Source organism: Pseudomonas sp. R1-18 (assembly GCF_051132095.1).
Lineage (GTDB): Bacteria > Pseudomonadota > Gammaproteobacteria > Pseudomonadales > Pseudomonadaceae > Aquipseudomonas.
In genome coordinates, this window is record NZ_CP071658.1 from 534,988 (window position 1) to 558,233 (window position 23,246).

At 56.2% G+C, this 23,246-nt stretch carries 22 protein-coding genes, 6 tRNA genes and 3 rRNA genes; 23 read left to right on the plus strand and 8 right to left on the minus strand.

The window, feature by feature from the left end; genetic code table 11:
* The first annotated feature begins 11 nt into the window (after positions 1-11).
* A complete protein-coding gene (locus J3P77_RS02385; RefSeq protein ID WP_434679365.1) occupies positions 12-707 on the plus strand; it encodes a lipoate--protein ligase family protein in 696 nt (231 codons plus the stop codon).
* A 9-nt stretch (positions 708-716) separates the two neighbouring features.
* On the opposite strand, the gene crp is transcribed toward J3P77_RS02385, so the two are convergent.
* Entirely contained in the window at positions 717-1,361 is a 645-nt protein-coding gene (crp, locus tag J3P77_RS02390; protein WP_434679367.1) for a cAMP-activated global transcriptional regulator CRP, read from the minus strand.
* A gap of 205 nt (positions 1,362-1,566) precedes the next feature.
* On the opposite strand from crp, the gene J3P77_RS02395 reads away from it, so the two are divergent.
* A complete protein-coding gene (locus J3P77_RS02395; protein ID WP_003372688.1) occupies positions 1,567-1,989 on the plus strand; it encodes an OsmC family protein in 423 nt (140 codons plus the stop codon).
* 70 nt (positions 1,990-2,059) lie between these two features.
* On the opposite strand, the gene coq7 is transcribed toward J3P77_RS02395, so the two are convergent.
* The 5 genes from coq7 to hemJ all read right to left on the minus strand — a co-directional run bounded on the left by coq7 (position 2,060) and on the right by hemJ (position 5,480).
* On the minus strand, positions 2,060-2,707 hold the full coding sequence (gene coq7 / locus J3P77_RS02400; RefSeq protein WP_434679368.1) for a 2-polyprenyl-3-methyl-6-methoxy-1,4-benzoquinone monooxygenase: 648 nt from the start codon (positions 2,705-2,707) through the stop codon (positions 2,060-2,062).
* Between the two features lie 119 nt (positions 2,708-2,826).
* Positions 2,827-3,165, minus strand: a complete 339-nt coding sequence (locus tag J3P77_RS02405; protein ID WP_434679369.1) for a histidine triad nucleotide-binding protein — start codon at positions 3,163-3,165, stop codon at positions 2,827-2,829.
* An 89-nt stretch (positions 3,166-3,254) separates the two neighbouring features.
* Complete coding sequence (locus J3P77_RS02410; RefSeq protein ID WP_434679370.1) at positions 3,255-4,031, minus strand: SDR family NAD(P)-dependent oxidoreductase; 777 nt, start codon at positions 4,029-4,031, stop codon at positions 3,255-3,257.
* A gap of 60 nt (positions 4,032-4,091) precedes the next feature.
* A complete protein-coding gene (locus J3P77_RS02415; RefSeq protein ID WP_434679372.1) occupies positions 4,092-5,006 on the minus strand; it encodes a DUF805 domain-containing protein in 915 nt (304 codons plus the stop codon).
* Positions 5,007-5,051: 45 nt separating this feature from the next.
* Positions 5,052-5,480: a protoporphyrinogen oxidase HemJ gene (hemJ, locus tag J3P77_RS02420; RefSeq protein WP_434681849.1), complete on the minus strand. Its 429-nt coding sequence runs from the start codon at positions 5,478-5,480 to the stop codon at positions 5,052-5,054.
* Positions 5,481-5,613: 133 nt separating this feature from the next.
* Between hemJ and argC the strand changes: the two genes are divergently transcribed.
* Together argC and erpA are read left to right on the plus strand one after the other, a co-directional pair.
* The gene (gene argC / locus J3P77_RS02425) at positions 5,614-6,648 is read left to right on the plus strand and encodes an N-acetyl-gamma-glutamyl-phosphate reductase (RefSeq protein ID WP_434679373.1); all 1,035 of its coding nucleotides are present in this window, start codon (positions 5,614-5,616) and stop codon (positions 6,646-6,648) included.
* A 148-nt stretch (positions 6,649-6,796) separates the two neighbouring features.
* Positions 6,797-7,147: an iron-sulfur cluster insertion protein ErpA gene (gene erpA, locus J3P77_RS02430; protein WP_125832447.1), complete on the plus strand. Its 351-nt coding sequence runs from the start codon at positions 6,797-6,799 to the stop codon at positions 7,145-7,147.
* A 61-nt stretch (positions 7,148-7,208) separates the two neighbouring features.
* Here the strand turns inward: erpA and J3P77_RS02435 are convergent, their stop codons facing one another.
* Positions 7,209-8,303, minus strand: a complete 1,095-nt coding sequence (locus J3P77_RS02435) for an anhydro-N-acetylmuramic acid kinase (RefSeq protein WP_434679374.1) — start codon at positions 8,301-8,303, stop codon at positions 7,209-7,211.
* A gap of 3 nt (positions 8,304-8,306) precedes the next feature.
* Positions 8,307-9,716, minus strand: coding sequence for a peptidoglycan DD-metalloendopeptidase family protein (locus J3P77_RS02440; protein ID WP_434681851.1), 1,410 nt, complete (start codon positions 9,714-9,716; stop codon positions 8,307-8,309).
* A 201-nt stretch (positions 9,717-9,917) separates the two neighbouring features.
* On the opposite strand from J3P77_RS02440, the gene tyrS reads away from it, so the two are divergent.
* The 19 genes from tyrS (at position 9,918) to rplL (ending at position 23,130) form a co-directional block, all read left to right on the plus strand.
* Complete coding sequence (tyrS, locus tag J3P77_RS02445) at positions 9,918-11,117, plus strand: tyrosine--tRNA ligase (protein WP_434679375.1); 1,200 nt, start codon at positions 9,918-9,920, stop codon at positions 11,115-11,117.
* 511 nt (positions 11,118-11,628) lie between these two features.
* Positions 11,629-13,165: ribosomal RNA gene (locus J3P77_RS02450) — 16S ribosomal RNA — on the plus strand.
* An 83-nt stretch (positions 13,166-13,248) separates the two neighbouring features.
* A tRNA-Ile gene (locus tag J3P77_RS02455) sits at positions 13,249-13,325 on the plus strand.
* Between the two features lie 10 nt (positions 13,326-13,335).
* Positions 13,336-13,411: transfer RNA gene (locus tag J3P77_RS02460), tRNA-Ala, on the plus strand.
* A 217-nt stretch (positions 13,412-13,628) separates the two neighbouring features.
* A 23S ribosomal RNA gene (locus tag J3P77_RS02465) occupies positions 13,629-16,521 on the plus strand.
* Between the two features lie 147 nt (positions 16,522-16,668).
* A 5S ribosomal RNA gene (gene rrf / locus J3P77_RS02470) occupies positions 16,669-16,784 on the plus strand.
* Together the 16S, 23S and 5S rRNA genes with 2 tRNA genes alongside form the textbook arrangement of a ribosomal RNA operon.
* Before the next feature lie 198 nt (positions 16,785-16,982).
* Positions 16,983-17,942, plus strand: coding sequence for a bifunctional biotin--[acetyl-CoA-carboxylase] ligase/biotin operon repressor BirA (gene birA, locus J3P77_RS02475; protein ID WP_434679376.1), 960 nt, complete (start codon positions 16,983-16,985; stop codon positions 17,940-17,942).
* Complete coding sequence (locus tag J3P77_RS02480; RefSeq protein WP_434679378.1) at positions 17,932-18,681, plus strand: pantothenate kinase; 750 nt, start codon at positions 17,932-17,934, stop codon at positions 18,679-18,681. Before birA ends, J3P77_RS02480 begins: the two co-directional genes overlap by 11 nt.
* Positions 18,682-18,688: 7 nt before the next feature.
* Positions 18,689-19,117: a hypothetical protein gene (locus J3P77_RS02485; RefSeq protein WP_434679379.1), complete on the plus strand. Its 429-nt coding sequence runs from the start codon at positions 18,689-18,691 to the stop codon at positions 19,115-19,117.
* A gap of 142 nt (positions 19,118-19,259) precedes the next feature.
* Positions 19,260-19,344 (plus strand) — tRNA-Tyr (locus J3P77_RS02490).
* Positions 19,345-19,368: 24 nt separating this feature from the next.
* Positions 19,369-19,442 (plus strand) — tRNA-Gly (locus tag J3P77_RS02495).
* A gap of 26 nt (positions 19,443-19,468) precedes the next feature.
* Positions 19,469-19,544 (plus strand) — tRNA-Thr (locus tag J3P77_RS02500).
* Positions 19,545-19,708: 164 nt separating this feature from the next.
* Positions 19,709-19,784 (plus strand) — tRNA-Trp (locus J3P77_RS02505).
* Positions 19,785-19,830: 46 nt separating this feature from the next.
* Positions 19,831-20,199, plus strand: coding sequence for a preprotein translocase subunit SecE (gene secE, locus J3P77_RS02510; RefSeq protein ID WP_434679381.1), 369 nt, complete (start codon positions 19,831-19,833; stop codon positions 20,197-20,199).
* A gap of 9 nt (positions 20,200-20,208) precedes the next feature.
* Positions 20,209-20,742: a transcription termination/antitermination protein NusG gene (gene nusG / locus J3P77_RS02515; protein WP_002555501.1), complete on the plus strand. Its 534-nt coding sequence runs from the start codon at positions 20,209-20,211 to the stop codon at positions 20,740-20,742.
* A gap of 117 nt (positions 20,743-20,859) precedes the next feature.
* Positions 20,860-21,291 (plus strand): 50S ribosomal protein L11, encoded by a 432-nt coding sequence (gene rplK, locus J3P77_RS02520; protein WP_434679382.1) that lies wholly within the window; start codon positions 20,860-20,862, stop codon positions 21,289-21,291.
* The gene (gene rplA / locus J3P77_RS02525; protein ID WP_125831874.1) at positions 21,291-21,986 is read left to right on the plus strand and encodes a 50S ribosomal protein L1; all 696 of its coding nucleotides are present in this window, start codon (positions 21,291-21,293) and stop codon (positions 21,984-21,986) included. Before rplK ends, rplA begins: the two co-directional genes overlap by 1 nt.
* A gap of 198 nt (positions 21,987-22,184) precedes the next feature.
* Positions 22,185-22,685 carry a 50S ribosomal protein L10 gene (rplJ, locus tag J3P77_RS02530; protein WP_003431816.1) on the plus strand — a complete coding sequence of 167 codons (501 nt, stop codon included), beginning with the start codon at positions 22,185-22,187 and terminating at the stop codon, positions 22,683-22,685.
* A gap of 79 nt (positions 22,686-22,764) precedes the next feature.
* Positions 22,765-23,130: a 50S ribosomal protein L7/L12 gene (gene rplL / locus J3P77_RS02535; RefSeq protein ID WP_125831872.1), complete on the plus strand. Its 366-nt coding sequence runs from the start codon at positions 22,765-22,767 to the stop codon at positions 23,128-23,130.
* The last annotated feature ends 116 nt before the right edge of the window (positions 23,131-23,246 follow it).

Genomic DNA, 23,246 nt, shown 5'->3' on the forward strand with positions numbered 1-23,246 from the left:
GCGAGTCCGCCATGACTGAGCTGATCGTCGACCTGTGTGTGGAGAAGGGTCTTCAGGCCGAACAGGATCTGTTGGCTTCAGTCTGTGCGGGGGATGTCGATCATGGGCTGCTGTTCTGGCGGCCTTGTGATCGAGCGCTGGTCATGCCGCGCCGCATGAGTCGCTTGCCCGGCTTCGTCGAAGCTCACGAAACGCTGGCCGACAGCGGTTGGCCGATCCTGTTGCGGGAAACCGGTGGCGAGCCGGTGCCGCAGTCGTCCGCAACCGTAAACATCGCTCTGGTCTACGCGCAGCCGCGCAACGAGCCGGATCGCGATCGCATCGAAACCGCCTATCGGCGGCTATGCCAGCCGATTCTGGATCTGCTCGGCGAACTGGGTGGCAGCGCCTCGCTGGGTGAAGTGGACGGCGCTTTCTGCGACGGCCGCTTCAACGTCAATCTTGACGGGCGCAAGATGGTCGGCACCGCCCAACGCTGGCGCCAGAGCCGGGGCGGCCTGCGCCCTGTGGTCTTGGCCCATGGTGCGCTACTGGTCGAGAACGAGCGCGAGCCTATGGTGGCCGCGGTCAACCGTTTCAACGAGCTGTGCGAACTTGATGCCCGGGTGCGTGCGCAAAGTCATATCGCCTTGCATGAAGCCTTCCCCGACTTCAACGGATTCGAGCGTTTGCAGCACGCTTATCAGCTGATGCTCGCCGGTCTCTGATCGATCGCTTCAGCGCGTCCCGAAGACCACCATTGTTTTGCCTTTCACATGCACCAGGCTCTGCTCTTCGAGTGCCTTGAGCACGCGGCCGACCATTTCCCGAGAGCAACCGACGATACGACCGATTTCCTGGCGGGTAATCTTGATCTGCATTCCGTCGGGGTGAGTCATTGCGTCGGGCTGCTTGCAAAGCTCCAACAGCGTGCGTGCGACTCGTCCAGTGACATCGAGAAACGCCAGATCGCCAACCTTGCGCGTGGTATTGCGCAGCCGATCCGCCATCTGGCTGCACAGTGCATAAAGCATCTCGGGGTAAAGCTGCGTCAGCTCGCGAAATCTGGCGTAAGGGATCTCCGCTACTTCGCATTCGGTCTTGGCGCGAACCCAGGCGCTTCGCTTCGACTCGCTGCCCGGCTGCTCGAACAGACCCAGCTCGCCGAAGTAATCGCCGCTGTTGAGATAGGCGACGATCATTTCCCGGCCCTCATCGTCCTCGATGATGATGGTCACCGAGCCCTTGAGGATCAGAAACAGCGATTCGGAGCGATCCCCGGCGCAGATGATGTCGCTTCTGGCGGCGCAACGACGACGCTGGGCGTGGGCGAGAAGTTTGTCCAGACTCTTTATTTTTGATGGTGGAGTGATTGCGACCATGCGTGAATTCCAAAAGATCCTTCGCCAACTGGCATTGTTCTAGATATCGGCTGCGCCTGGATAATCGGGAGCAATTCGATGGCAGTTTGACGTCATTTACGAAATTTCCTACATATTTTCTACGCCGCGAGATTTTTATCGAGCCCCCGGCTGCAAACCGCCCATGTGCTAAGCTGGCGACCCTTTTTTCAGTGGAGACCTGGCCATGAAGGCACGCATTCAATGGGCTGGCGAAGCCATGTTTCTCGGTGAGTCCGGGAGCGGCCACGTGGTGGTCATGGACGGCCCGCCCGAGAGCGGCGGTCGTAACCTGGGCGTACGTCCCATGGAGATGGTGCTGATCGGCCTTGGTGGTTGCAGCAACTTCGACGTCGTGAGCATCCTCAAGAAGTCACGTCAGCCAGTCGAAAGCTGCGAGGCATTCCTGGACGCCGAACGGGCGGATGAAGATCCCAAGGTGTTTACCAAAATCCACCTGCACTTCGTGGTCAAGGGCCGAGGGTTGAAGGAAGCCCAGGTCAAGCGCGCCATCGAACTGTCTGCGGAAAAATATTGCTCTGCGTCGATCATGCTGGGTAATGCAGGTGTGAAGATCACCCACGACTACGAGATCGTCGAGCTCGGCTGAGGAAAGGCCTGCGGGAGCGGTGCCTTCGCGGACAAGCGGAGCGCCGCCTGAACCGCTCCCGCAGTGGGCCTTAAATGCGGTAGGTGCTTTTGGTCATGACCTTGGCAAGCACGCTCATGCCGAATTTCACCGGGGCGGGAAAACGGAAGCCACCAGCGTGCAGCGCGGATTCTGCGTGGTGTTCCTCGTCGTTGAGCATCTGTTCAAGAATGGCGCGGGACTTGGCGTCCTCAGCCGGAATCTGCTCCAGATGCTCGTTAAGATGTTTGCACACCTGATCTTCAGTGGCTGCCACAAAACCCAGGCTGATTCGGTCACTGATCAAACCTGCGGCTGCGCCGATACCGAATGAGAGCCCGTAGAAAACAGGGTTCAGCACGCTGGTGTGACTGCCAAGCTGGCGAATGCGTTGTTCGCACCAGACCAGATGATCGATTTCCTCTTCCGCCGCGTGTTCCATGGCCTTGCGAACCTTGGGCAGCTTGGCTGTCAGCGCCTGTCCCTGGTAGAGCGCCTGGGCGCAGACTTCGCCGGTATGGTTGATTCGCATCAAGCCCGCGACGTGACGTGTATCGACATCGTTCATCTTGTGCTCGGGTTGAACGACAGCGGGAGAAGGGCGGTGTGAATGACCGCTTGAGGGCAGCAAGGTGCGCATTGCGCTATCGGCTTGCAGCAGCAGTCGGTCGAGTGGGGAGTAATGACGCTCGGTAGCCATGGGCACCTCCGGAATGATCCATAGCCGGCAGTCTACCCCAATCAGAACAGCGAGGCTTGAGCGGAATCACCTGCCAGCCTCGTACGCGAGCCCGGCAGGGTGGTGAAACGCTGGAGCAATCAGCCCGGCGGCCAGGTCATCTGGCGCTGACCCAGCACATGCATATGAATGTGGTACACCGTCTGCCCGCCCAGCTCGTTGCAGTTCATGACTACGCGAAACCCGTCCTCGCAGCCCAGCTCTTTTGCGAGACGCTGTGCGGTGAACAGAATATGACCGGCCAGACCCTTGTCTTCCTCGGTGAGGTCGTTGAGGGTGGCAATCGGCTTTTTCGGGATAACCAGGAAGTGCACTGGCGCCTGTGGAGAAATATCGTGGAAAGCCAGGACTTGATCATCTTCGTAGATGATCCTGGCCGGGATTTCCCGGTTGATGATCTTGGTAAACAACGTGTCCATTACCCTTTGCTCCTTGTCGGTGGGTGAGATCACTGCGAGCCAGCCCGGAGTGTACTGAGCAGAACCGCAAGGTGCCCAGCCATTTGTAACTAGCGGGGGCAGCACGCTTTGTTGACGTAACCGCTGATCTGCCTGGCCAGCCAGCGCGATACCATTCGCGGGCCGAATGCCCATAACTTGTTGCGCCATCCGGGGATGATCACCGCACGGTTTCTGGCCAGGGCGCGCACGGCATGAAGAGCCACCTCTTCGGGGCTCATCATTCGCTCTTCGTTTACTTCCAACAGGGCCGTGCGGAAAAATGCCGTGCGTGTCGGGCCGGGACACAGCACTGAAACCTTGACCCCGGTTTTCTTGCCTTCTTCGCGAAGTCCCTCGGAGAAGTGCAGGACATAGGCCTTGCTGGCGTAGTAAGTGCTCATCCACGGGCCGGGCTGGAAGGCCGCGACCGAGGCGACATTGAGTATCTGCCCGCCGCCGTGCAACGCCATCAGGTTGCCAACCGTGTGGCACAGGCGCGTCATGGCCAGAATGTTCAGGTCGATCAGGTCTTGTTCCGCGCCCCAGTCCTGGGCCAGGAAAGGACCACAGGTAGCGATTCCCGCTGCGTTGACCAGCAGGTCAATTTGATGGGCTCCGTCTTCCAGCTCCAACAGGAAGCCGGAAAGACGCAGCGGTTCACCCAGATCGCAGGCGCGAAACAGAACTTCCACACCGAAGCGCTGGGTCAGCTCCAGAGCGATGGTTTCCAGCAAGTCCCGCTGGCGAGCGACCAGAATCAGGTTGCGACCTCGACGCGCCAATGCTTCGGCCATTGCCAGGCCGATGCCGCTGGATGCTCCAGTGATGAGGGCGTAACGGGTCATTCGGTTCTCCATTGAACGTATCGCGGGTGCGGCGATAAGACCTGCGCTTCGCTGTCCGCGTCACGTTTCATGCTGCTCATCCTCGTTTTGATATACGGCGCCGGGCTCAGCGGTGTCGCTCGCAGCGTCGTCTTCATCGGCCGGTAAAGACTGTTCGTATTCGAGGGTGGAAGTCTCGACCTGTTCCTGAAATGCAGTCAGACCGCCAGCCAGGCTGGCAAAGATGATCAGAGCGATCAAGGCGATCCACAACCATGCGAGGATCTTTACGGCCCGGCTATTGGGTGGCGCTGGCGCTCCATACTGGTTCGGTCCGGCATTGCCCGGCATGGCGACCAGCACAATCGGGAAAATGCTGCTCACGAATGGCACCAGATTGAGCAGCAGAACCCAACCGGACCAGCCGACATCATGTGCCCGTTGCACGCCGATCTGGACGTTCACGCAAATGAAGGCCGCAGCCAGCAGTGCCGCCATCAGCCCGCCAATGGTGAGGTCCACGCTCATGACCAGCAGGCAGGCGAACCCCGCGACCATCAGCACGACCGTCATCACCAACGTCCACGCCAGATAGCGCACGCGGCCGATCCTGCCCTGAACGCTACAGACCTTGAGCGACGAATATTGCGGCAGCCCCGGCGTGACGTCGGCGCGCGGCGGCGCATAGGGCGACTGAGCCGGCGAGGCGTACGGCGAAGGTTGCGAAGCCGAATGGACATCGTCCAGGCTGAAACTGAGTTCCGGGTCGGCCTCGATGCGCGCTTCAATCCCGATGTCGTTGAGCGCTTTGAGGTAACGTTCGGCATCAGCGCGCGACACACCACGCTTCAAGGCCACAGGGTTGCCGTTGAACAGTTTTTCGACAGCCGCTGTCTCGCTTTTGAACAGCCCGGCGAGATTCAGTTTGGCCGTTTCCAGCGAAACGCCTTCGCGTACCTGTCCTTCGAACATGATCTTGAAGTGTGTGTCGGTCATGACAGCATCCCTGGTCCGAACATCACGTAGCTCCCGCGGCAGTTATCAGAAAGGTTTGACCACGACCAGGATGACGACCGCCAGCAGGATCAGCACCGGCACCTCGTTGAACCAGCGATAGAACTTATGGCTACGGCCATTCTCACCACGGGCGAAACGTTTGACCTGAGCGCCGCAGACATGGTGATAGCCGATCAGCAGAACCACCAGGGTCAACTTCGCATGGAGCCAGCCCTGGCTGAAATAGGCGCTGGGGCTGAAGCTGACCAGCCAGCCGCCAAAAATCAGGGTTGCGATCATCGCCGGCCCCATGATTCCTCGGTATAGCTTGCGTTGCATGACATTGAAACGCTCGCGGCTGACGGTGTCCTCGCTCATGGAGTGGTAGACGAATAGTCTCGGCAGATAGAACAGGCCGGCGAACCAGCAGACCATTGAGACGATGTGCAGCGCTTTGATCCATAAAAAGAGCATTTTCTTGATTTCCAGGTTCACGGTGGCGGAATAGTAGTGGCTTGGGCGTCCATACGTCACGTTGTCGGTTGTCGCATCGAGCATAGGCCCATATCATCGACCGCTTTCCGGTTGTTTCGTTTGAGGGCAGGTTATGGTCAAGGTCGGTATTGTCGGCGGCACGGGTTACACCGGGGTCGAACTGCTGCGTCTGTTGGCACAGCATCCGCAGGCTGAAGTGGTGGTGATTACCTCTCGCTCGGAGGCCGGTCTGCCAGTCGCCGACATGTACCCGAACCTGCGAGGCCACTACGACGGTCTGGCGTTTACCGTTCCCGACGTCGCCACGCTCGGCGCCTGCGATGTGGTGTTCTTCGCCACGCCGCATGGTGTTGCGCACGCACTGGCTGGCGAACTGCTCGCGGCAGGCACGAAGGTCATCGATCTGTCAGCCGACTTCCGCTTGCAGGACTCGGATGAGTGGGCCAAGTGGTACGGCCAGCCTCATGGCGCCCCTGAGTTGCTGAAGGATGCTGTCTATGGTCTGCCAGAAGTGAACCGCGAGCAGATCAGGACTGCGCGCCTGATTGCAGTGCCTGGTTGCTATCCGACCGCCACTCAACTGGGTTTCCTGCCATTGCTCGAAGCGGGTATCGCGGACAATAGCCGGTTGATCGCTGACTGCAAGTCGGGCGTCAGCGGTGCAGGTCGCGGGCTGAGTCTCGGCTCGCTGTACTCCGAGTCCAATGAAAGCTTCAAAGCCTATGCCGTCAAAGGGCACCGCCATTTGCCGGAAATTACCCAAGGCCTGCGTCGCGCGGCGGGCGGTGACGTTGGCCTGACCTTCGTGCCGCACCTGACGCCAATGATCCGCGGGATTCATTCGACTCTGTATGCGACTGTCACCGACAAGTCGATTGATTTGCAGGCGTTGTTCGAGAAGCGTTACGCGGATGAGCCTTTTGTCGACGTGATGCCTGCGGGCAGCCACCCGGAAACGCGCAGCGTGCGTGGCGCGAACGTGTGCCGGATCGCCGTGCATCGCCCACAGGGTGGCGATCTGGTAGTGGTACTGTCGGTCATCGACAATCTGGTGAAAGGCGCTTCGGGCCAGGCGGTGCAGAACATGAACATCCTGTTCGGTCTGGACGAGCGTCTTGGCTTGTCTCACGCGGGCATCATGCCGTAAGGCGAGCGCCGGGCTGCAAGCGAAGCTGTATGGCGCTTGCGGCTCGGGCATTTACCACTGCTCTGCAAATAGTTGACCAAAATTCTGGGACAAGCGGATAATGCCCGCCATTACGCATTACGACGGCTAACGCCGGGAGATATCTGACATGAGCGTTGAATCCTTCACTCCTACGGCTCTGGAATTCACCCCTGGTGCAGCGCACAAGGTGAAAACCCTGGTCGATGAAGAAGGCAATGATCGTCTGAAGCTGCGCGTTTTCGTGACCGGCGGCGGTTGCTCCGGTTTCCAATACGGTTTCACATTCGATGAAGACGTAGCGGACGACGACACCATCGTGGAGCGCGAAGGGGTCAGCCTTGTGGTCGACCCGATGAGCTTTCAGTATCTGGCTGGGGCGGAAGTGGATTACCAGGAAGGGCTGGAAGGCTCGCGCTTCGTGATCAAGAACCCGAACGCGACCACCACTTGCGGTTGCGGCTCGTCCTTCTCGATCTGATCGACTGCCTTACAGCAAAACGCCGCGCATCTGCGCGGCGTTTTGCATTCTGCAGTCAGGATCAGGCCGGGTAGATCGCACCCAGTACGCGCAAACCACTGGCGCCGGTGACTGTGGGCCGGTTCGCTGGAACGCCTTCAAGGCAGCAGTGTGCAAGCCAGGCAAACGCCATCGCCTCGACCCAGTCCGGATCGACGCCGAATGCCGCTGTGCTGTTGACCTTCGTATCAGGCAACAGCTCGGCAAGCCGGCTCATCAGCGCAACGTTGTGGGCGCCGCCGCCGCAGACCAGTAGCTCCTTGGTGCTCGACTGGGCCGAGCGCAGGGATTCGGTGATGGTCAGCGCCGTCAGTTCAAGCAAAGTGGCCTGAACGTTTTCCGGCGGGAGAGTGGGGAGCTGAAACAGGTGATGATGCACCCAGCCCAGGTTGAACACCTCGCGGCCGGTGCTTTTCGGCCCCTTGGTCAGGAAGAACTGATCGCTGAGCAGTCGCTTGAGGAGTACCTCGTCTACCTGACCGCTCGCGGCCCAGGCGCCATCCCGGTCAAAGCTCTGGTTGCGCTGAAACTGAATCCAGGCGTCCAGCAGTACGTTGCCCGGACCGCAATCGAACCCCGACACCGGCCGATCTGACTCGATCAGGCTCAGGTTGCTGAAGCCGCCAATGTTGAGGACAGCCCGGTGGTCCTTGTTGTCATCGAACAGAGCTTCATGGAAGGCGGGCACCAGGGGCGCGCCCTGGCCGCCGGCCGCGATGTCGCGCCGGCGGAAATCGCTGACGACAGTGATCTCAGTCAGCTCCGCAAGCAACGCGGGGTTGCCGATCTGGATGCTGAAACCGCGAGCTGGCTCGTGGCGAATGGTCTGGCCGTGGCTGCCGATCGCACGAATCTGGCCGGCGACCATGTTCTGTTCCTTCAGCAGCGTCAGGACACCCTGGGCGACCAGTCGCACCCACTGCTGCTCGGCAATCGCAGCTCGCGTGAGCTCATCGCTGCCCGCGGAGCAGAGGCCCAGCAGCTCGGCATGCAGGTCCTCGGGCATCGGAATGTAGTGGGTCGCCAAAAGCCGCGGACGGTCATCCTGCTCCAATAGGGCGATATCGATCCCATCGAGGCTACTGCCGGACATCACACCTATATAGAAGAAGGCCATGGATTACCTTTTATTTGAGGCCAGCGTGGTGGCTTTTTCCTGATCCATGCGAGCCATCAACGGCTGGCTCTGCTGCATGAACCGCTGTTTTTCGGATTTGGCGATAGGATCCGCCATCGGAAGCTTCTGGCCCAGAGGGTCGACATGGACACCATTGACCTGGAATTCATAATGCAGGTGCGGGCCAGTCGACAGGCCGGTCGTTCCAATATAGCCGATCACTTGGCCTTGCTTGACGGTTCCACCGGTTTTTACACCTTTGGCGAAGCCTTGCATGTGACCGTAGAGCGTGCGGTAAGTATCACCGTGCTGGATGATGACCGTGTTGCCATACCCACCGCGACGGCCGGCAAGCAGGACTTTGCCATCACCGGTCGCCTTGATCGGAGTGCCGCGTGGTGCGGCGTAGTCAACGCCTTTGTGGGCGCGGATCTTGTTCAGGATAGGATGCTTGCGGCCCATGGAAAACATCGAGCTGATGCGCGCGAAGTCTACCGGGGTGCGGATGAAGGCTTTACGCATGCTGTTGCCTTCAGCCGTGTAGTAGTTGGTGTTGCCCTGCTTGTTGGTGTAACGGACTGCAGTGTAGGTTTTGCCCCGGTTGGTAAAGCGCGCCGAGAGGATGTTGCCAGTGCCGACGGGCTTGCCATTGACGACCTTCTGTTCATACACCACATCGAATTCGTCGCCCTTGCGGATGTCCTGGGCGAAGTCGACGTCGTATCCAAAAATGTTGGCCATATCCATCGTCATGCTGTGGGACAGCCCCGCGCGCTGGGCGGAGGACGACAATGAACTGTTGATCACCCCGTGTGCGTAGGCATTACGTACGTTGGGCTTGCTGACTTCACGGCTGAATGCAAATCCGGTGGGCGTGCGGGAAAGGCTGATGGTTTCAAGGTCGCTGAGCTTGCTGTGGATCTGCTTGAGCTGACCATCCGGAGCCAGCTCGAACTGAAGCGTCTGGCCGTTCTGCAGCCTGCTGAACTGGCGAGCCTGCTTGTCGCTGGCCATGACTTCATGCACGGCCGCGGCGGGCAAACCAACTTTCTCGAACAAAGTGGAGAGCGTATCGCCTTTAGCGACTACGATTTCCCGGTGATTGGGGTCCTTGGCGGCTACAGGAGCGGGCGTGACCTCAGCTGTTTGAGGCTGATCCTGAGCTTCTTCGATTTGCGCGAACGGCGATTGGGCAGGTTCCAGTGTGGCTTGATCCGCCTGGGAAGCGTCTTGTTCCGGTGCGTTCTGGTCTGCAGGCATTTCCAGATCGAGCGGGAGGTTCGTTCGTTTTGCTTCAACTTCGCTGGATGGGAAGACCAGGAGAGCCAGGCTCAGCAGGGCGGCGATGCCGCTGGCAGCTAGCAGGTGGCTCTTCGGATAAAGCGGAGGCGCTTTAGGCGGTGTGTCTATCATAGGTAATTTGACTTTGAAAAAGGTGAAATGGAAAAGATGAATGACATGATGAAGATGAAATAACTGTATAAAATATAACCAAAACCTGCTCGAAGCAACCCTCCAGGGAGTCAGTATCTGATTCGCGGCCGGGCGCCGGGCAAAAACTTGTAATTGGGTGCTGATCTTGTATGGTTGGTTCCCTTTGAAATGGGGGCTTGTATGAAGTCGGTTGAAGAGCAGCTGGCGCTGATCAAGCGCGGCGCGGATGAACTGCTGGTCGAGGCCGAACTGGTCGCGAAACTGGAGCGTGGCGAGCCGCTGCGTATCAAGGCAGGGTTCGACCCTACGGCGCCGGACCTGCATTTGGGTCATACCGTTCTTATTAATAAGCTTCGTCAGTTCCAGGACCTGGGGCACCACATCATCTTCCTGATCGGTGACTTTACCGGGATGATCGGTGATCCGAGCGGCAAGAGTGCGACCCGTCCGCCGCTGACACGCGAGCAGGTGCTCGACTACGCCGAGACCTACAAGTCGCAGGTGTTCAAGATTCTCGATCCCGAGAAAACCGAGGTAGCGTTCAACTCGACCTGGATGGACAAGCTCAGCCCGGCAGATTTCATTCGCCTGTCTTCGCAATACACCGTCGCGCGCATGCTTGAGCGGGATGACTTCGACAAGCGTTACAAGAGCAACCAGTCGATCGCGATCCACGAATTCCTGTATCCGCTGGTGCAGGGCTATGACTCGGTCGCCTTGAAGGCGGATGTCGAGCTTGGTGGTACCGACCAGAAGTTCAACCTGCTGATGGGGCGTGAGCTGCAGCGCGCCTATGGTCAGGAGCCGCAATGCATCCTTACCATGCCGCTGCTGGAAGGGCTGGACGGCGTGAAGAAGATGTCCAAGTCACTGGGTAACTATGTTGGTATCCAGGAAGCGCCCGGCATTATGTATAGCAAGCTGGTATCGATCCCTGATTCCCTCATGTGGCGCTACTTCGAGCTGCTGAGCTTCCGGTCCATGGAAGAGATCGAAAGCCTGAAGGCCGAATGCGAGGCTGGCGCTAATCCGCGGGATATCAAGATTCAGTTGGCTGAAGAGCTGGTCGCTCGCTTCCACGGTGAAGAGGCTGCTGCAACGGCGCACCGTTCCGCAGGCAACCGCATGAAAGAAGGCGAGCTTCCGGATGATCTCCCGGAGATTGCTGTCAGTGGCACTGAAGATATGCCTGTCTCGGCCGTCCTTAATAAGGCAGGCCTGGTGAAGAACGCGGCAGTTGCCCGTGATCTGTTGGCGTCAGGCGGCGTGCGTATAGATGGTGAGGTTGTTGATCGCAGCTTCGTATTCAAGTTGGGCGCAACGCACGTATGCCAGGCCGGCAAGAAGGCATTTGGCCGGGTAACGTTGAATCCGGAATGAATTTCAAAATAGGGGTTGACGCCTGATTTAATCTCTCTATAATTCGCCCCACTTCCGGCGCAGACGGAAACGAAAAAGCCTTGCGAATCAACGAGTTGCGAGGTTTTGATGGTGAGGTCAGCGAAGAAGTGGCGTCGATCAGGTTGATCGACAGCGGTGAGAAAAAAGAGTTTGACACGCGGTTGTAACGCTGTAGAATTCGCCTCCCGCTGACGAGCAACGCAGAGTTGATCGAGGCGCAAGTGGTTGAAGTGAATAAGGAAACTTTGAAACTTCTGAAAATAACCGCTTGACAGATACAGAGGACGCTGTAGAATGCGCGCCTCGGTTGAGACGAAAGAATCAACCCACCGCTCTTTAACAACTGAATCAAGCAATTCGTGTGGGTGCTTGTGGTGTCAGACTGAAGTCAACAGATTATCAGCAACCCAAGTTACTCCGCGAGAAATCAAAGATGTAACCAGATTGCTGAGCCAAGTTTAGGGTTTTCTCAAAACCCAGATAGATGTTTGAACTGAAGAGTTTGATCATGGCTCAGATTGAACGCTGGCGGCAGGCCTAACACATGCAAGTCGAGCGGCAGCGGGTCCTTCGGGATGCCGGCGAGCGGCGGACGGGTGAGTAATGCCTAGGAATCTGCCTGGTAGTGGGGGATAACGCTCGGAAACGGACGCTAATACCGCATACGTCCTACGGGAGAAAGCAGGGGACCTTCGGGCCTTGCGCTATCAGATGAGCCTAGGTCGGATTAGCTAGTTGGTGAGGTAATGGCTCACCAAGGCGACGATCCGTAACTGGTCTGAGAGGATGATCAGTCACACTGGAACTGAGACACGGTCCAGACTCCTACGGGAGGCAGCAGTGGGGAATATTGGACAATGGGCGAAAGCCTGATCCAGCCATGCCGCGTGTGTGAAGAAGGTCTTCGGATTGTAAAGCACTTTAAGTTGGGAGGAAGGGCAGTTACCTAATACGTATCTGTTTTGACGTTACCGACAGAATAAGCACCGGCTAACTCTGTGCCAGCAGCCGCGGTAATACAGAGGGTGCAAGCGTTAATCGGAATTACTGGGCGTAAAGCGCGCGTAGGTGGTTCGTTAAGTTGGATGTGAAATCCCCGGGCTCAACCTGGGAACTGCATCCAAAACTGGCGAGCTAGAGTATGGTAGAGGGTGGTGGAATTTCCTGTGTAGCGGTGAAATGCGTAGATATAGGAAGGAACACCAGTGGCGAAGGCGACCACCTGGACTGATACTGACACTGAGGTGCGAAAGCGTGGGGAGCAAACAGGATTAGATACCCTGGTAGTCCACGCCGTAAACGATGTCAACTAGCCGTTGGGAGCCTTGAGCTCTTAGTGGCGCAGCTAACGCATTAAGTTGACCGCCTGGGGAGTACGGCCGCAAGGTTAAAACTCAAATGAATTGACGGGGGCCCGCACAAGCGGTGGAGCATGTGGTTTAATTCGAAGCAACGCGAAGAACCTTACCAGGCCTTGACATCCAATGAACTTTCCAGAGATGGATTGGTGCCTTCGGGAGCATTGAGACAGGTGCTGCATGGCTGTCGTCAGCTCGTGTCGTGAGATGTTGGGTTAAGTCCCGTAACGAGCGCAACCCTTGTCCTTAGTTACCAGCACGTTATGGTGGGCACTCTAAGGAGACTGCCGGTGACAAACCGGAGGAAGGTGGGGATGACGTCAAGTCATCATGGCCCTTACGGCCTGGGCTACACACGTGCTACAATGGTCGGTACAGAGGGTTGCCAAGCCGCGAGGTGGAGCTAATCTCACAAAACCGATCGTAGTCCGGATCGCAGTCTGCAACTCGACTGCGTGAAGTCGGAATCGCTAGTAATCGCGAATCAGAATGTCGCGGTGAATACGTTCCCGGGCCTTGTACACACCGCCCGTCACACCATGGGAGTGGGTTGCACCAGAAGTAGCTAGTCTAACCTTCGGGAGGACGGTTACCACGGTGTGATTCATGACTGGGGTGAAGTCGTAACAAGGTAGCCGTAGGGGAACCTGCGGCTGGATCACCTCCTTAATCGACGACTCAGCTGCGCCATAAGCTCCCACACGAATTGCTTGATTCATTGAAGAAGACGATTACGGTAACAGCTCTTAACTGGGTCTGTAGCTCAGTTGGTTAGAGCGCACCCCTGATAAGGGTGAGGTCGGCAGTTCGAATCTGCCCAGACCCACCAGTTTCTTGTTGGGGCCATAGCTCAGCTGGGAGAGCGCCTGCCTTGCACGCAGGAGGTCAGCGGTTCGATCCCGCTTGGCTCCACCATATTTACTTGTCAAAGCTTAGAAATGAATATTCGCGTCGAATATTGATTTCTGATCTTTTTCAGAATCGTTCTTTAAAAATTTGGGTATGTGATAGAAAGATAGACTGAACGTTGCTTTCACTGGCAACGGATCAGGCTAAGGTAAAATTTGTGAGTAATTGCAAGTTTTCGGCGAATGTCGTCTTCACAGTATAACCAGATTGCTTGGGGTTATATGGTCAAGTGAAGAAGCGCATACGGTGGATGCCTTGGCAGTCAGAGGCGATGAAAGACGTGGTAGCCTGCGAAAAGCTTCGGGGAGTCGGCAAACAGACTGTGATCCGGAGATGTCTGAATGGGGGAACCCAACCATCATAAGATGGTTACCTTGCACTGAATACATAGGTGCATGGAGCGAACCAGGGGAACTGAAACATCTAAGTACCCTGAGGAAAAGAAATCAACCGAGATTCCCTTAGTAGTGGCGAGCGAACGGGGACCAGCCCTTAAGTTGATTTGAGATTAGCGGAACGCTCTGGAAAGTGCGGCCATAGTGGGTGATAGCCCTGTACGCGAAAATCTCTTGTCAATGAAATCGAGTAGGACGGGGCACGAGAAACCTTGTCTGAATATGGGGGGACCATCCTCCAAGGCTAAATACTACTGACTGACCGATAGTGAACCAGTACCGTGAGGGAAAGGCGAAAAGAACCCCGGAGAGGGGAGTGAAATAGATCCTGAAACCGTATGCGTACAAGCAGTGGGAGCCCACTTTGTTGGGTGACTGCGTACCTTTTGTATAATGGGTCAGCGACTTATTTTCAGTGGCGAGCTTAACCGAATAGGGGAGGCGTAGCGAAAGCGAGTCTTAATAGGGCGTCTAGTCGCTGGGAATAGACCCGAAACCGGGCGATCTATCCATGGGCAGGTTGAAGGTTAGGTAACACTGACTGGAGGACCGAACCGACTACCGTTGAAAAGTTAGCGGATGACCTGTGGATCGGAGTGAAAGGCTAATCAAGCTCGGAGATAGCTGGTTCTCCTCGAAAGCTATTTAGGTAGCGCCTCATGTATCACTGTAGGGGGTAGAGCACTGTTTCGGCTAGGGGGTCATCCCGACTTACCAAACCGATGCAAACTCCGAATACCTACAAGTGCCGAGCATGGGAGACACACGGCGGGTGCTAACGTCCGTCGTGAAAAGGGAAACAACCCAGACCGTCAGCTAAGGTCCCAAAGTCATGGTTAAGTGGGAAACGATGTGGGAAGGCTTAGACAGCTAGGAGGTTGGCTTAGAAGCAGCCACCCTTTAAAGAAAGCGTAATAGCTCACTAGTCGAGTCGGCCTGCGCGGAAGATGTAACGGGGCTCAAACCATGCACCGAAGCTACGGGTATCATCTTAGGATGATGCGGTAGAGGAGCGTTCTGTAAGCCTGTGAAGGTGAGTTGAGAAGCTTGCTGGAGGTATCAGAAGTGCGAATGCTGACATGAGTAACGACAATGGGTGTGAAAAACACCCACGCCGAAAGACCAAGGTTTCCTGCGCAACGTTAATCGACGCAGGGTTAGTCGGTTCCTAAGGCGAGGCTGAAAAGCGTAGTCGATGGCAAACAGGTTAATATTCCTGTACTTCTGGTTACTGCGATGGAGGGACGGAGAAGGCTAGGCCAGCTTGGCGTTGGTTGTCCAAGTTTAAGGTGGTAGGCTGAGATCTTAGGTAAATCCGGGATCTTAAGGCCGAGAGCTGATGACGAGTGTCCTTTAGGACGCGAAGTGGTTGATGCCATGCTTCCAAGAAAAGCTTCTAAGCTTCAGGTAACCAGGAACCGTACCCCAAACCGACACAGGTGGTTGGGTAGAGAATACCAAGGCGCTTGAGAGAACTCGGGTGAAGGAACTAGGCAAAATGGCACCGTAACTTCGGGAGAAGGTGCGCCGGTGAAGGTGAAGCATTTACTGCGTAAGCCCTCGCCGGTCGAAGATACCAGGCCGCTGCGACTGTTTATTAAAAACACAGCACTCTGCAAACACGAAAGTGGACGTATAGGGTGTGACGCCTGCCCGGTGCCGGAAGGTTAATTGATGGGGTTAGCGCAAGCGAAGCTCTTGATCGAAGCCCCGGTAAACGGCGGCCGTAACTATAACGGTCCTAAGGTAGCGAAATTCCTTGTCGGGTAAGTTCCGACCTGCACGAATGGCGTAACGATGGCGGCGCTGTCTCCACCCGAGACTCAGTGAAATTGAAATCGCTGTGAAGATGCAGTGTATCCGCGGCTAGACGGAAAGACCCCGTGAACCTTTACTATAGCTTTGCACTGGACTTTGAATTTGCTTGTGTAGGATAGGTGGGAGGCTGTGAAGCGTGGACGCCAGTCTGCGTGGAGCCATCCTTGAAATACCACCCTGGCAACTTTGAGGTTCTAACTCAGGTCCGTTATCCGGATCGAGGACAGTGTATGGTGGGTAGTTTGACTGGGGCGGTCTCCTCCTAAAGAGTAACGGAGGAGTACGAAGGTGCGCTCAGACCGGTCGGAAATCGGTCGTAGAGTATAAAGGCAAAAGCGCGCTTGACTGCGAGACAGACACGTCGAGCAGGTACGAAAGTAGGTCTTAGTGATCCGGTGGTTCTGTATGGAAGGGCCATCGCTCAACGGATAAAAGGTACTCCGGGGATAACAGGCTGATACCGCCTAAGAGTTCATATCGACGGCGGTGTTTGGCACCTCGATGTCGGCTCATCACATCCTGGGGCTGAAGCCGGTCCCAAGGGTATGGCTGTTCGCCATTTAAAGTGGTACGCGAGCTGGGTTTAGAACGTCGTGAGACAGTTCGGTCCCTATCTGCCGTGGACGTTTGAGATTTGAGAGGGGCTGCTCCTAGTACGAGAGGACCGGAGTGGACGAACCTCTGGTGTTCCGGTTGTCACGCCAGTGGCATTGCCGGGTAGCTATGTTCGGAAAAGATAACCGCTGAAAGCATCTAAGCGGGAAACTTGCCTCAAGATGAGATCTCACTGGAACCTTGAGTTCCCTGAAGGGCCGTCGAAGACTACGACGTTGATAGGTGGGGTGTGTAAGCGCTGTGAGGCGTTGAGCTAACCCATACTAATTGCCCGTGAGGCTTGACCATATAACACCCAAGCAATCTGCACGCTTCGAAAGAAACGACCAGATTGCGGTGACTGTGAAGACGACACACACCGAAAACTGCAGCTCACAAACATCACATACCCGATTCGCTGGAACGTCGGCAACGACGCCCCGGCACACCGAATTTCTTGACGACCATAGAGCATTGGAACCACCTGATCCCATCCCGAACTCAGCAGTGAAACGATGCATCGCCGATGGTAGTGTGGGGTTTCCCCATGTGAGAGTAGGTCATCGTCAAGATTCATTCCGAAACCCCTGATTGCGCATGCAGTCAGGGGTTTTGTCTTTTCCGGCAACCCAGAAAACCCGCTGGGAATGACTGGCCGCGACCCGTCGGGCGTCGCTCCCGCAGGCATAAAAAAGCCACCGCTTGCTTCAGCCTATGCAGTCTCGATGTGCGTGGCTATCATGCGTGCCTCACTGCCAGGCGATACGTACATGCTGATTTTGTTAAAGCTCCTCGCTGATGGGGAGTTCCACTCGGGGCAAATACTGGGTGAAATCCTCGGTGTAAGCCGAAGCGCAGTCTGGAAAAAGCTTCAGCAGCTTCAAGAGGACCTTGGCATTGAAATTCACAAAGTGCGCGGTCGTGGATACAAGCTGGCAGATCCCGTTTCCTTATTGAGCGCTGATGCCATCACTCTCCATGGATGTCCTTCCGTGTGGTCGATCTGCCTCCGTGAAACAGTGGACTCCACCAATGCAGAAGCGATTCGCCTGATCGGCCAGGGCGTAAGTATGCCAACCCTGGTTCTTGCTGAGCGTCAGACCGCAGGTAGAGGCAGACGTGGTCGGAAATGGGTAAGCCCGGTTGCCGAAAATCTCTACTACAGCCTCGCATTGCGGATTGATGGCGGCATGCGGCAGTTGGAAGGACTGAGCCTGCTCGTAGGCTTGGCGGTCATGACCGTGCTTCATGACATGGGTGTAACGGAGGCAGGCCTAAAGTGGCCTAATGACGTGCTTGTTGGCAGACGCAAGATCGCCGGCATCCTCCTGGAGCTGATTGGCGACCCGGCGGATGTATGTCATGTGGTCATCGGTGTCGGTATCAACGTAAACATGCAGTCTTCCACTGAAGTCGACCAGTCCTGGACGTCTATGCGCCTGGAGCGCGGAGGGCTGGTCGATCGCAATGAGCTGGCCGCTCGTATCAGTAAGAAGCTCGACGAAATGCTGGTAGTGCATCGTGAGCGGGGTTTTGCAGCCTTCCAGGCCGCTTGGGAGAGCGCACACCTGTGGCAGGGCCGGGCCGTGAGCCTGCTATCGGGCGTGGATGCGGTGGAAGGGAAGGTTCTGGGGATAGATGCGCTCGGAGCGTTACGGTTAGATGTAGACGGTGTAGAGCGAAGCTTTAGCGGCGGCGAGCTCAGCCTGAGGTTGCGTGATGATTCTTGAACTCGATTGTGGCAACAGCTTCATCAAATGGAGAGTTACCGGGGTAGGAGGAGTGGCTATCGTCGCAGGAGGCGTCGTCGCTTCGGATGACGCATTGATTGATCGCCTCGACCAAATCCCTGAGCTGGCAATGACCAGTTGCCGGTTGGTCAGTGTCAGGAGCGCTGAAGAGACAGAAAGCCTGATTGATGCATTGAGCCGCAGCTTTTCAGTGCCTGTTACCTGCGCCACGCCAGCTAAAGAGCTGGCAGGCGTGGTGAACGGCTACGACGATTACCAGCGCTTGGGGCTGGATCGCTGGCTTGCATTTGTAGGGGCGTATCACCTCGCTCAGAAAGCGTGCCTGGTACTTGATCTGGGAACGGCCGTGACTTCGGATTTTGTCGCGCGGGACGGCAGGCATCTGGGGGGATTCATCTGCCCCGGAATGCCGCTTATGCGCAATCAGTTGCGAACGCATACACGGCGTATCCGGTACGACGATGCAGCGGCTGAGCGCGCGCTGGATAGCTTTGTGCCAGGGCGAGCAACTTCCGAAGCTGTTGAACGGGGGTGTGCGCTGATGCTGCGCGGTTTCGCTATGACGCAGATGCAGATTGCCCGGGATTATTGGGGGGATGACTTCTGTGTTTTCATCACGGGTGGCGATGCCGGATCGGTAGTAGATGTATTACCGGGCGCGCGCGTAGTACCCGATCTGGTTTTTGTTGGCCTGGCTCTCGCCTGTCCGCTGTGCTGAGGTTTGTATGCGTTGGCTTTTTTTGCTGTTGTTGATGCTCAATGTCTTCTACTACATCTGGCATCAGCAGGAGGCTCCGTTGCGCGCGAAGGAGGTCATGCCGCTGGCGCTTCAGCGCGCTTCCGGGCAGGACATAAAGTTATTGAGCGAGTCCAGTGCTGGCAAAGCACATCAGGATGCGTCGCCGGACTGCTTGTACGTCGGAGGCTTCACTCGGGAAGGGGATGCTCATGCGGTCGAGCAGCGGCTCAACAGCCTGGACATACAATCGCGCTTTGAGGCGTCGCTCCCAGGCGACGCACCGGGTTATTGGTTGCAGATCGCACCCACGAGCCGACGGCTGGTAAGCGATGCGCTGCTGACTCAGTTGAGCCAGGATTTTCCGCAATTTAAAAACAAAATAATGTCTTGCGAGGGCATTGCATCTCCGGATTAGTTTGCATAGAATGGCGCCCGCTTCGCAGTGCGGTGTAAATCACACGAACGGGGCAGTAAGTGTCAACGCGTCTAACCTCATATTTTTTATGAGAAAATGGTTGACAGAAGGGCGGCATGAGTTGAGAATGCTGCCTCGCTTAGGAGGGGTTCCCGAGCGGCCAAAGGGATCAGACTGTAAATCTGACGTCTACGACTTCGAAGGTTCGAATCCTTCCCCCTCCACCAGATTTAGCGCGAGCTGCAAATCGTGCGGGTATAGTTTAGTGGTAGAACCTCAGCCTTCCAAGCTGATGATGCGGGTTCGATTCCCGCTACCCGCTCCATGTTTGCAGTTCATGCATGATGTTTCGCTCTTGTAGCTCAGTTGGTAGAGCACACCCTTGGTAAGGGTGAGGTCAGCGGTTCAAATCCGCTCAAGAGCTCCATTATCGAAGGCAGATATGAAAATATCTGCCTTTGTTTTAGGCGGTCGCACTGCCTTGTGCGGCGCTTGAAGCCCTTTAGGAATATGCGCTGTCTTGGGCGGTTCCGAAGAAGGTGTTGAAAAACTCTTGTCAGGTCCGCATAATGGTCGGCCTGATTTTGTTTTAGGTCAGTAGCTCAATTGGCAGAGCGACGGTCTCCAAAACCGTAGGTTGGGGGTTCGATTCCCTCCTGACCTGCCAGATTCCCTAGATGTAATCTGGCTTTCTTTTCACAGGATCTCCGTAGATGAATCCCAAGGCTGAAGCATCAGACTCTCGCTTTGACTTGCTGAAGTGGCTCCTTGTAGTCGTTTTGGTTGTCGTTGGTGTTGTCGGTAATCAGTATTACTCTGCGCAGCCGATTCTGTATCGTGTTCTTGCTCTCCTCGCAATTGCTGCTGTCGCTGCCTTCGTTGCGCTTCAGACCGGCAAGGGGAAGGCTTTCTCCGTCCTGGCGAAGGAAGCTCGTGCAGAGATTCGTAAAGTCGTTTGGCCTACTCGCCAAGAAACCACGCAAACCACTCTGATTGTTGTGGCAGTTGTGCTGGTAATGGCGTTGCTGTTGTGGGGGCTTGATTCCCTGCTCGGCTGGCTTGTTTCCTTGATTGTTGGCTAAGGGTGTCCCGTGGCTAAGCGTTGGTACGTAGTGCATGCTTACTCGGGTTACGAGAAGCATGTAATGCGCTCGTTGATCGAGCGTGTGAAGCTCGCAGGCATGGAAGATGGCTTCGGCGAAATTCTGGTCCCCACTGAAGAAGTGGTGGAGATGCGTAATGGCCAGAAGCGCAAAAGTGAACGCAAGTTCTTCCCTGGCTATGTGCTGGTTCAGATGGACATGAATGAGGGTACTTGGCACTTGGTCAAGGACACTCCTCGTGTCATGGGCTTCATCGGCGGTACTGCCGATAAGCCTGCGCCCATCACCGACAAAGAGGCAGAAGCCATTCTGCGTCGTGTTGCTGATGGTAGCGACAAGCCGAAACCGAAGACTCTCTTTGAGCCGGGTGAGGTTGTCCGCGTAACCGACGGTCCGTTTGCAGATTTCAACGGCACTGTCGAAGAAGTTAACTACGAAAAGAGCCGGATTCAGGTCGCGGTGCTCATTTTCGGTCGTTCTACTCCGGTGGAACTAGAGTTCAGTCAGGTCGAAAAGGCATAACTGAGCTGGAATCCCATACCCCGCAGTCTAAGGCTGTGGGGTTTTTTCGTCACTGGGATATACGTGTAATAGCCGGGGAGCCTTTATTGGCGCTTGAACCCGTAATTGGAGTGCCTCATGGCCAAGAAGATAACCGCGTACATCAAGCTGCAAGTGAAAGCCGCTCAGGCTAACCCTAGCCCGCCCGTTGGTCCGGCCCTGGGTCAGCACGGTGTGAACATCATGGAATTCTGCAAAGCGTTCAACGCCCGTACTCAGGGTCTTGAGCCAGGCTTGCCGACTCCAGTGATCATCACTGTATACAGCGACCGTAGCTTCACTTTCGAAACAAAAAGTACCCCTGCGTCGGTTCTGCTGAAGAAAGCTGCAGGTTTGACCAGCGGCTCGGCTCGCCCGAACACCGTTAAAGTCGGCACCGTTACCCGTGTTCAGCTCGAAGAAATCGCAAAAGCAAAAAATGCGGATCTGACTGCTGCTGACATGGATGCGGCCGTGCGCACTATCGCCGGTTCCGCTCGTAGCATGGGCCTTAACGTGGAGGGTGTGTAATGGCTAAGTTGACCAAGCGTCAAAAGGCAATCGCTGGCAAGGTTGAAGCTGGCAAGGTGTACAACTTTGTCGACGCAGCTGCTCTGCTGGCCGAGCTGTCGACCGTCAAGTTCAGCGAGTCCGTTGACGTTGCTGTTAACCTGGGCGTTGACCCTCGTAAATCCGATCAGGTTGTGCGTAGCGCTACCGTTCTGCCGCACGGCACTGGCAAGACCGTACGTGTTGCAGTGTTCACCCAGGGTCCAGCTGCTGAAGCCGCTCTGGCTGCCGGCGCTGACCGCGTTGGCATGGACGATCTGGCTGCCGAAATGAAAGCCGGCGACCTGAACTACGACGTAGTTATTGCTTCCCCGGACGCAATGCGTGTTGTAGGTCAGTTGGGTCAGGTTCTGGGTCCTCGCGGCCTGATGCCTAACCCGAAAGTCGGTACCGTTACTCCGGACGTTGCTAACGCCGTGAAGAACGCCAAGGCTGGTCAGGTTCGCTACCGCACCGACAAAAACGGCATCATCCACACTTCCGTTGGCAAGGTCGGTTTCGACGCTGTCAAGCTGAAGGAAAACGTTGAAGCCCTGATCGCTGATCTCAAGCGTATCAAGCCTGCTTCTTCGAAAGGTATCTACGTCAAGCGCGTTACCCTGAGCACCACCATGGGCCCAGGCCTGGTCATCGACCAGGGTTCTCTGGACGCGTAAGACTGATCCGGCACGGTTTTCCGTGCCGTATCGAAAAATTGGGGTCCCTGCCTGGCGGGGGCTATCCAAGACCGTAGGCGACGCAAGTCTTAAACCACAAGCCTACGCAGATGGTGCTCCCGGTTCCTTACCGAATCAGACACCAAAACGACATCTGGCTTCGGTCAGATGAAACGGTAACAAGCAGGAGTTAAACCCGTGGCAATTAAACTCGAAGACAAGAAGGCCATCGTCGCTGAAGTCAACGAGGCTGCCAAAGCTGGTCTGTCCGCTGTCGTGGCTGATGCCCGTGGTGTGACAGTCGGCGCTATGACCGGACTCCGTAAAGAGGCTCGTGAAGCTGGCGTTTACGTACGCGTTGTACGTAACACCCTGCTCAAGCGCGCTGTTGCTGACACTGAATTCAGTGTCCTCAACGACGTGTTCACCGGCCCGACCTTGATCGCATTCTCCAACGAACACCCGGGCGCTGCTGCTCGTCTGTTCAAGGAATTCGCAAAAGGTCAGGACAAGTTCGAGATCAAGGCAGCTGCGTTCGAGGGCAAGTTCCTCGCAGCTAATCAGATCGACGTACTGGCAAGCCTGCCGACCCGTGACGAAGCAATTTCCCAGCTGATGAGCGTGATTCAAGGCGCTACCAGCAAGTTGGCTCGTACTCTGGCGGCTGTTCGCGATCAGAAAGAAGCCGCAGCAGCCTAAGGCTGAAGCAGATCTTTTCGCGCATTTTTGTTTATTTTGATGGTCGCGTAGGCCGTCCCCCAATTCAGGAAATTGAGTCATGTCCATCTCTCAAGACGATATCCTTAACGCCGTAGCCGAAATGTCCGTTCTGCAGGTTGTAGAACTGATCAAGGCTTTCGAAGAGAAGTTCGGCGTTACTGCTGCCGCTGCTTCGGCTGGTCCAGCTGCTGCCGCTGCTGTCGTTGAAGAACAAACTGAATTCAACGTCATGCTGCTCGAAGCTGGCGAGAAGAAAGTTAACGTCATCAAGGCAGTTCGTGAACTGACCGGTCTGGGCCTGAAAGAAGCCAAGGCAGTCGTTGACGGCGCTCCAGCAATGGTCCTGGAATCTGTTGCTAAAGACGCAGCAGACAAAGCCAAAGCCACTCTGGAAGAAGCAGGCGCTAAAGTCGAGCTGAAATAAGCATCGACCTTGAGCGTCCAGCCCAAGCGTTGAGCGAAAGGCTGATGGCTGGTGGCTTTTGCCACCGGCCTTTTTCCGTTATAGACGATTGGCACGGTCAACGTCTGTAACGTGCA

Excerpts from the sequence above, each read along its gene's own strand:
- J3P77_RS02480 (WP_434679378.1), top strand. The coding sequence starts at position 17,932 with ATGATTCTTGAACTCGATTGTGGCAACAGCTTCATCAAATGGAGAGTT.
- erpA (WP_125832447.1), top strand. The coding sequence starts at position 6,797 with ATGAGCGTTGAATCCTTCACTCCTACGGCTCTGGAATTCACCCCTGGT.
- J3P77_RS02395 (WP_003372688.1), top strand. The coding sequence starts at position 1,567 with ATGAAGGCACGCATTCAATGGGCTGGCGAAGCCATGTTTCTCGGTGAG.
- hemJ (WP_434681849.1), bottom strand. The coding sequence starts at position 5,480 with ATGCTCTTTTTATGGATCAAAGCGCTGCACATCGTCTCAATGGTCTGC.
- J3P77_RS02405 (WP_434679369.1), bottom strand. The coding sequence starts at position 3,165 with ATGGACACGTTGTTTACCAAGATCATCAACCGGGAAATCCCGGCCAGG.
- birA (WP_434679376.1), top strand. The coding sequence starts at position 16,983 with ATGCTGATTTTGTTAAAGCTCCTCGCTGATGGGGAGTTCCACTCGGGG.
- J3P77_RS02415 (WP_434679372.1), bottom strand. The coding sequence starts at position 5,006 with ATGACCGACACACACTTCAAGATCATGTTCGAAGGACAGGTACGCGAA.
- tyrS (WP_434679375.1), top strand. The coding sequence starts at position 9,918 with ATGAAGTCGGTTGAAGAGCAGCTGGCGCTGATCAAGCGCGGCGCGGAT.
- rplK (WP_434679382.1), top strand. The coding sequence starts at position 20,860 with ATGGCCAAGAAGATAACCGCGTACATCAAGCTGCAAGTGAAAGCCGCT.
- coq7 (WP_434679368.1), bottom strand. The coding sequence starts at position 2,707 with ATGGCTACCGAGCGTCATTACTCCCCACTCGACCGACTGCTGCTGCAA.
- crp (WP_434679367.1), bottom strand. The coding sequence starts at position 1,361 with ATGGTCGCAATCACTCCACCATCAAAAATAAAGAGTCTGGACAAACTT.
- J3P77_RS02485 (WP_434679379.1), top strand. The coding sequence starts at position 18,689 with ATGCGTTGGCTTTTTTTGCTGTTGTTGATGCTCAATGTCTTCTACTAC.
- rplL (WP_125831872.1), top strand. The coding sequence starts at position 22,765 with ATGTCCATCTCTCAAGACGATATCCTTAACGCCGTAGCCGAAATGTCC.
- argC (WP_434679373.1), top strand. The coding sequence starts at position 5,614 with ATGGTCAAGGTCGGTATTGTCGGCGGCACGGGTTACACCGGGGTCGAA.
- J3P77_RS02435 (WP_434679374.1), bottom strand. The coding sequence starts at position 8,303 with ATGGCCTTCTTCTATATAGGTGTGATGTCCGGCAGTAGCCTCGATGGG.
- secE (WP_434679381.1), top strand. The coding sequence starts at position 19,831 with ATGAATCCCAAGGCTGAAGCATCAGACTCTCGCTTTGACTTGCTGAAG.
- J3P77_RS02440 (WP_434681851.1), bottom strand. The coding sequence starts at position 9,716 with ATGATAGACACACCGCCTAAAGCGCCTCCGCTTTATCCGAAGAGCCAC.
- J3P77_RS02385 (WP_434679365.1), top strand. The coding sequence starts at position 12 with ATGACTGAGCTGATCGTCGACCTGTGTGTGGAGAAGGGTCTTCAGGCC.
- J3P77_RS02410 (WP_434679370.1), bottom strand. The coding sequence starts at position 4,031 with ATGACCCGTTACGCCCTCATCACTGGAGCATCCAGCGGCATCGGCCTG.
- rplA (WP_125831874.1), top strand. The coding sequence starts at position 21,291 with ATGGCTAAGTTGACCAAGCGTCAAAAGGCAATCGCTGGCAAGGTTGAA.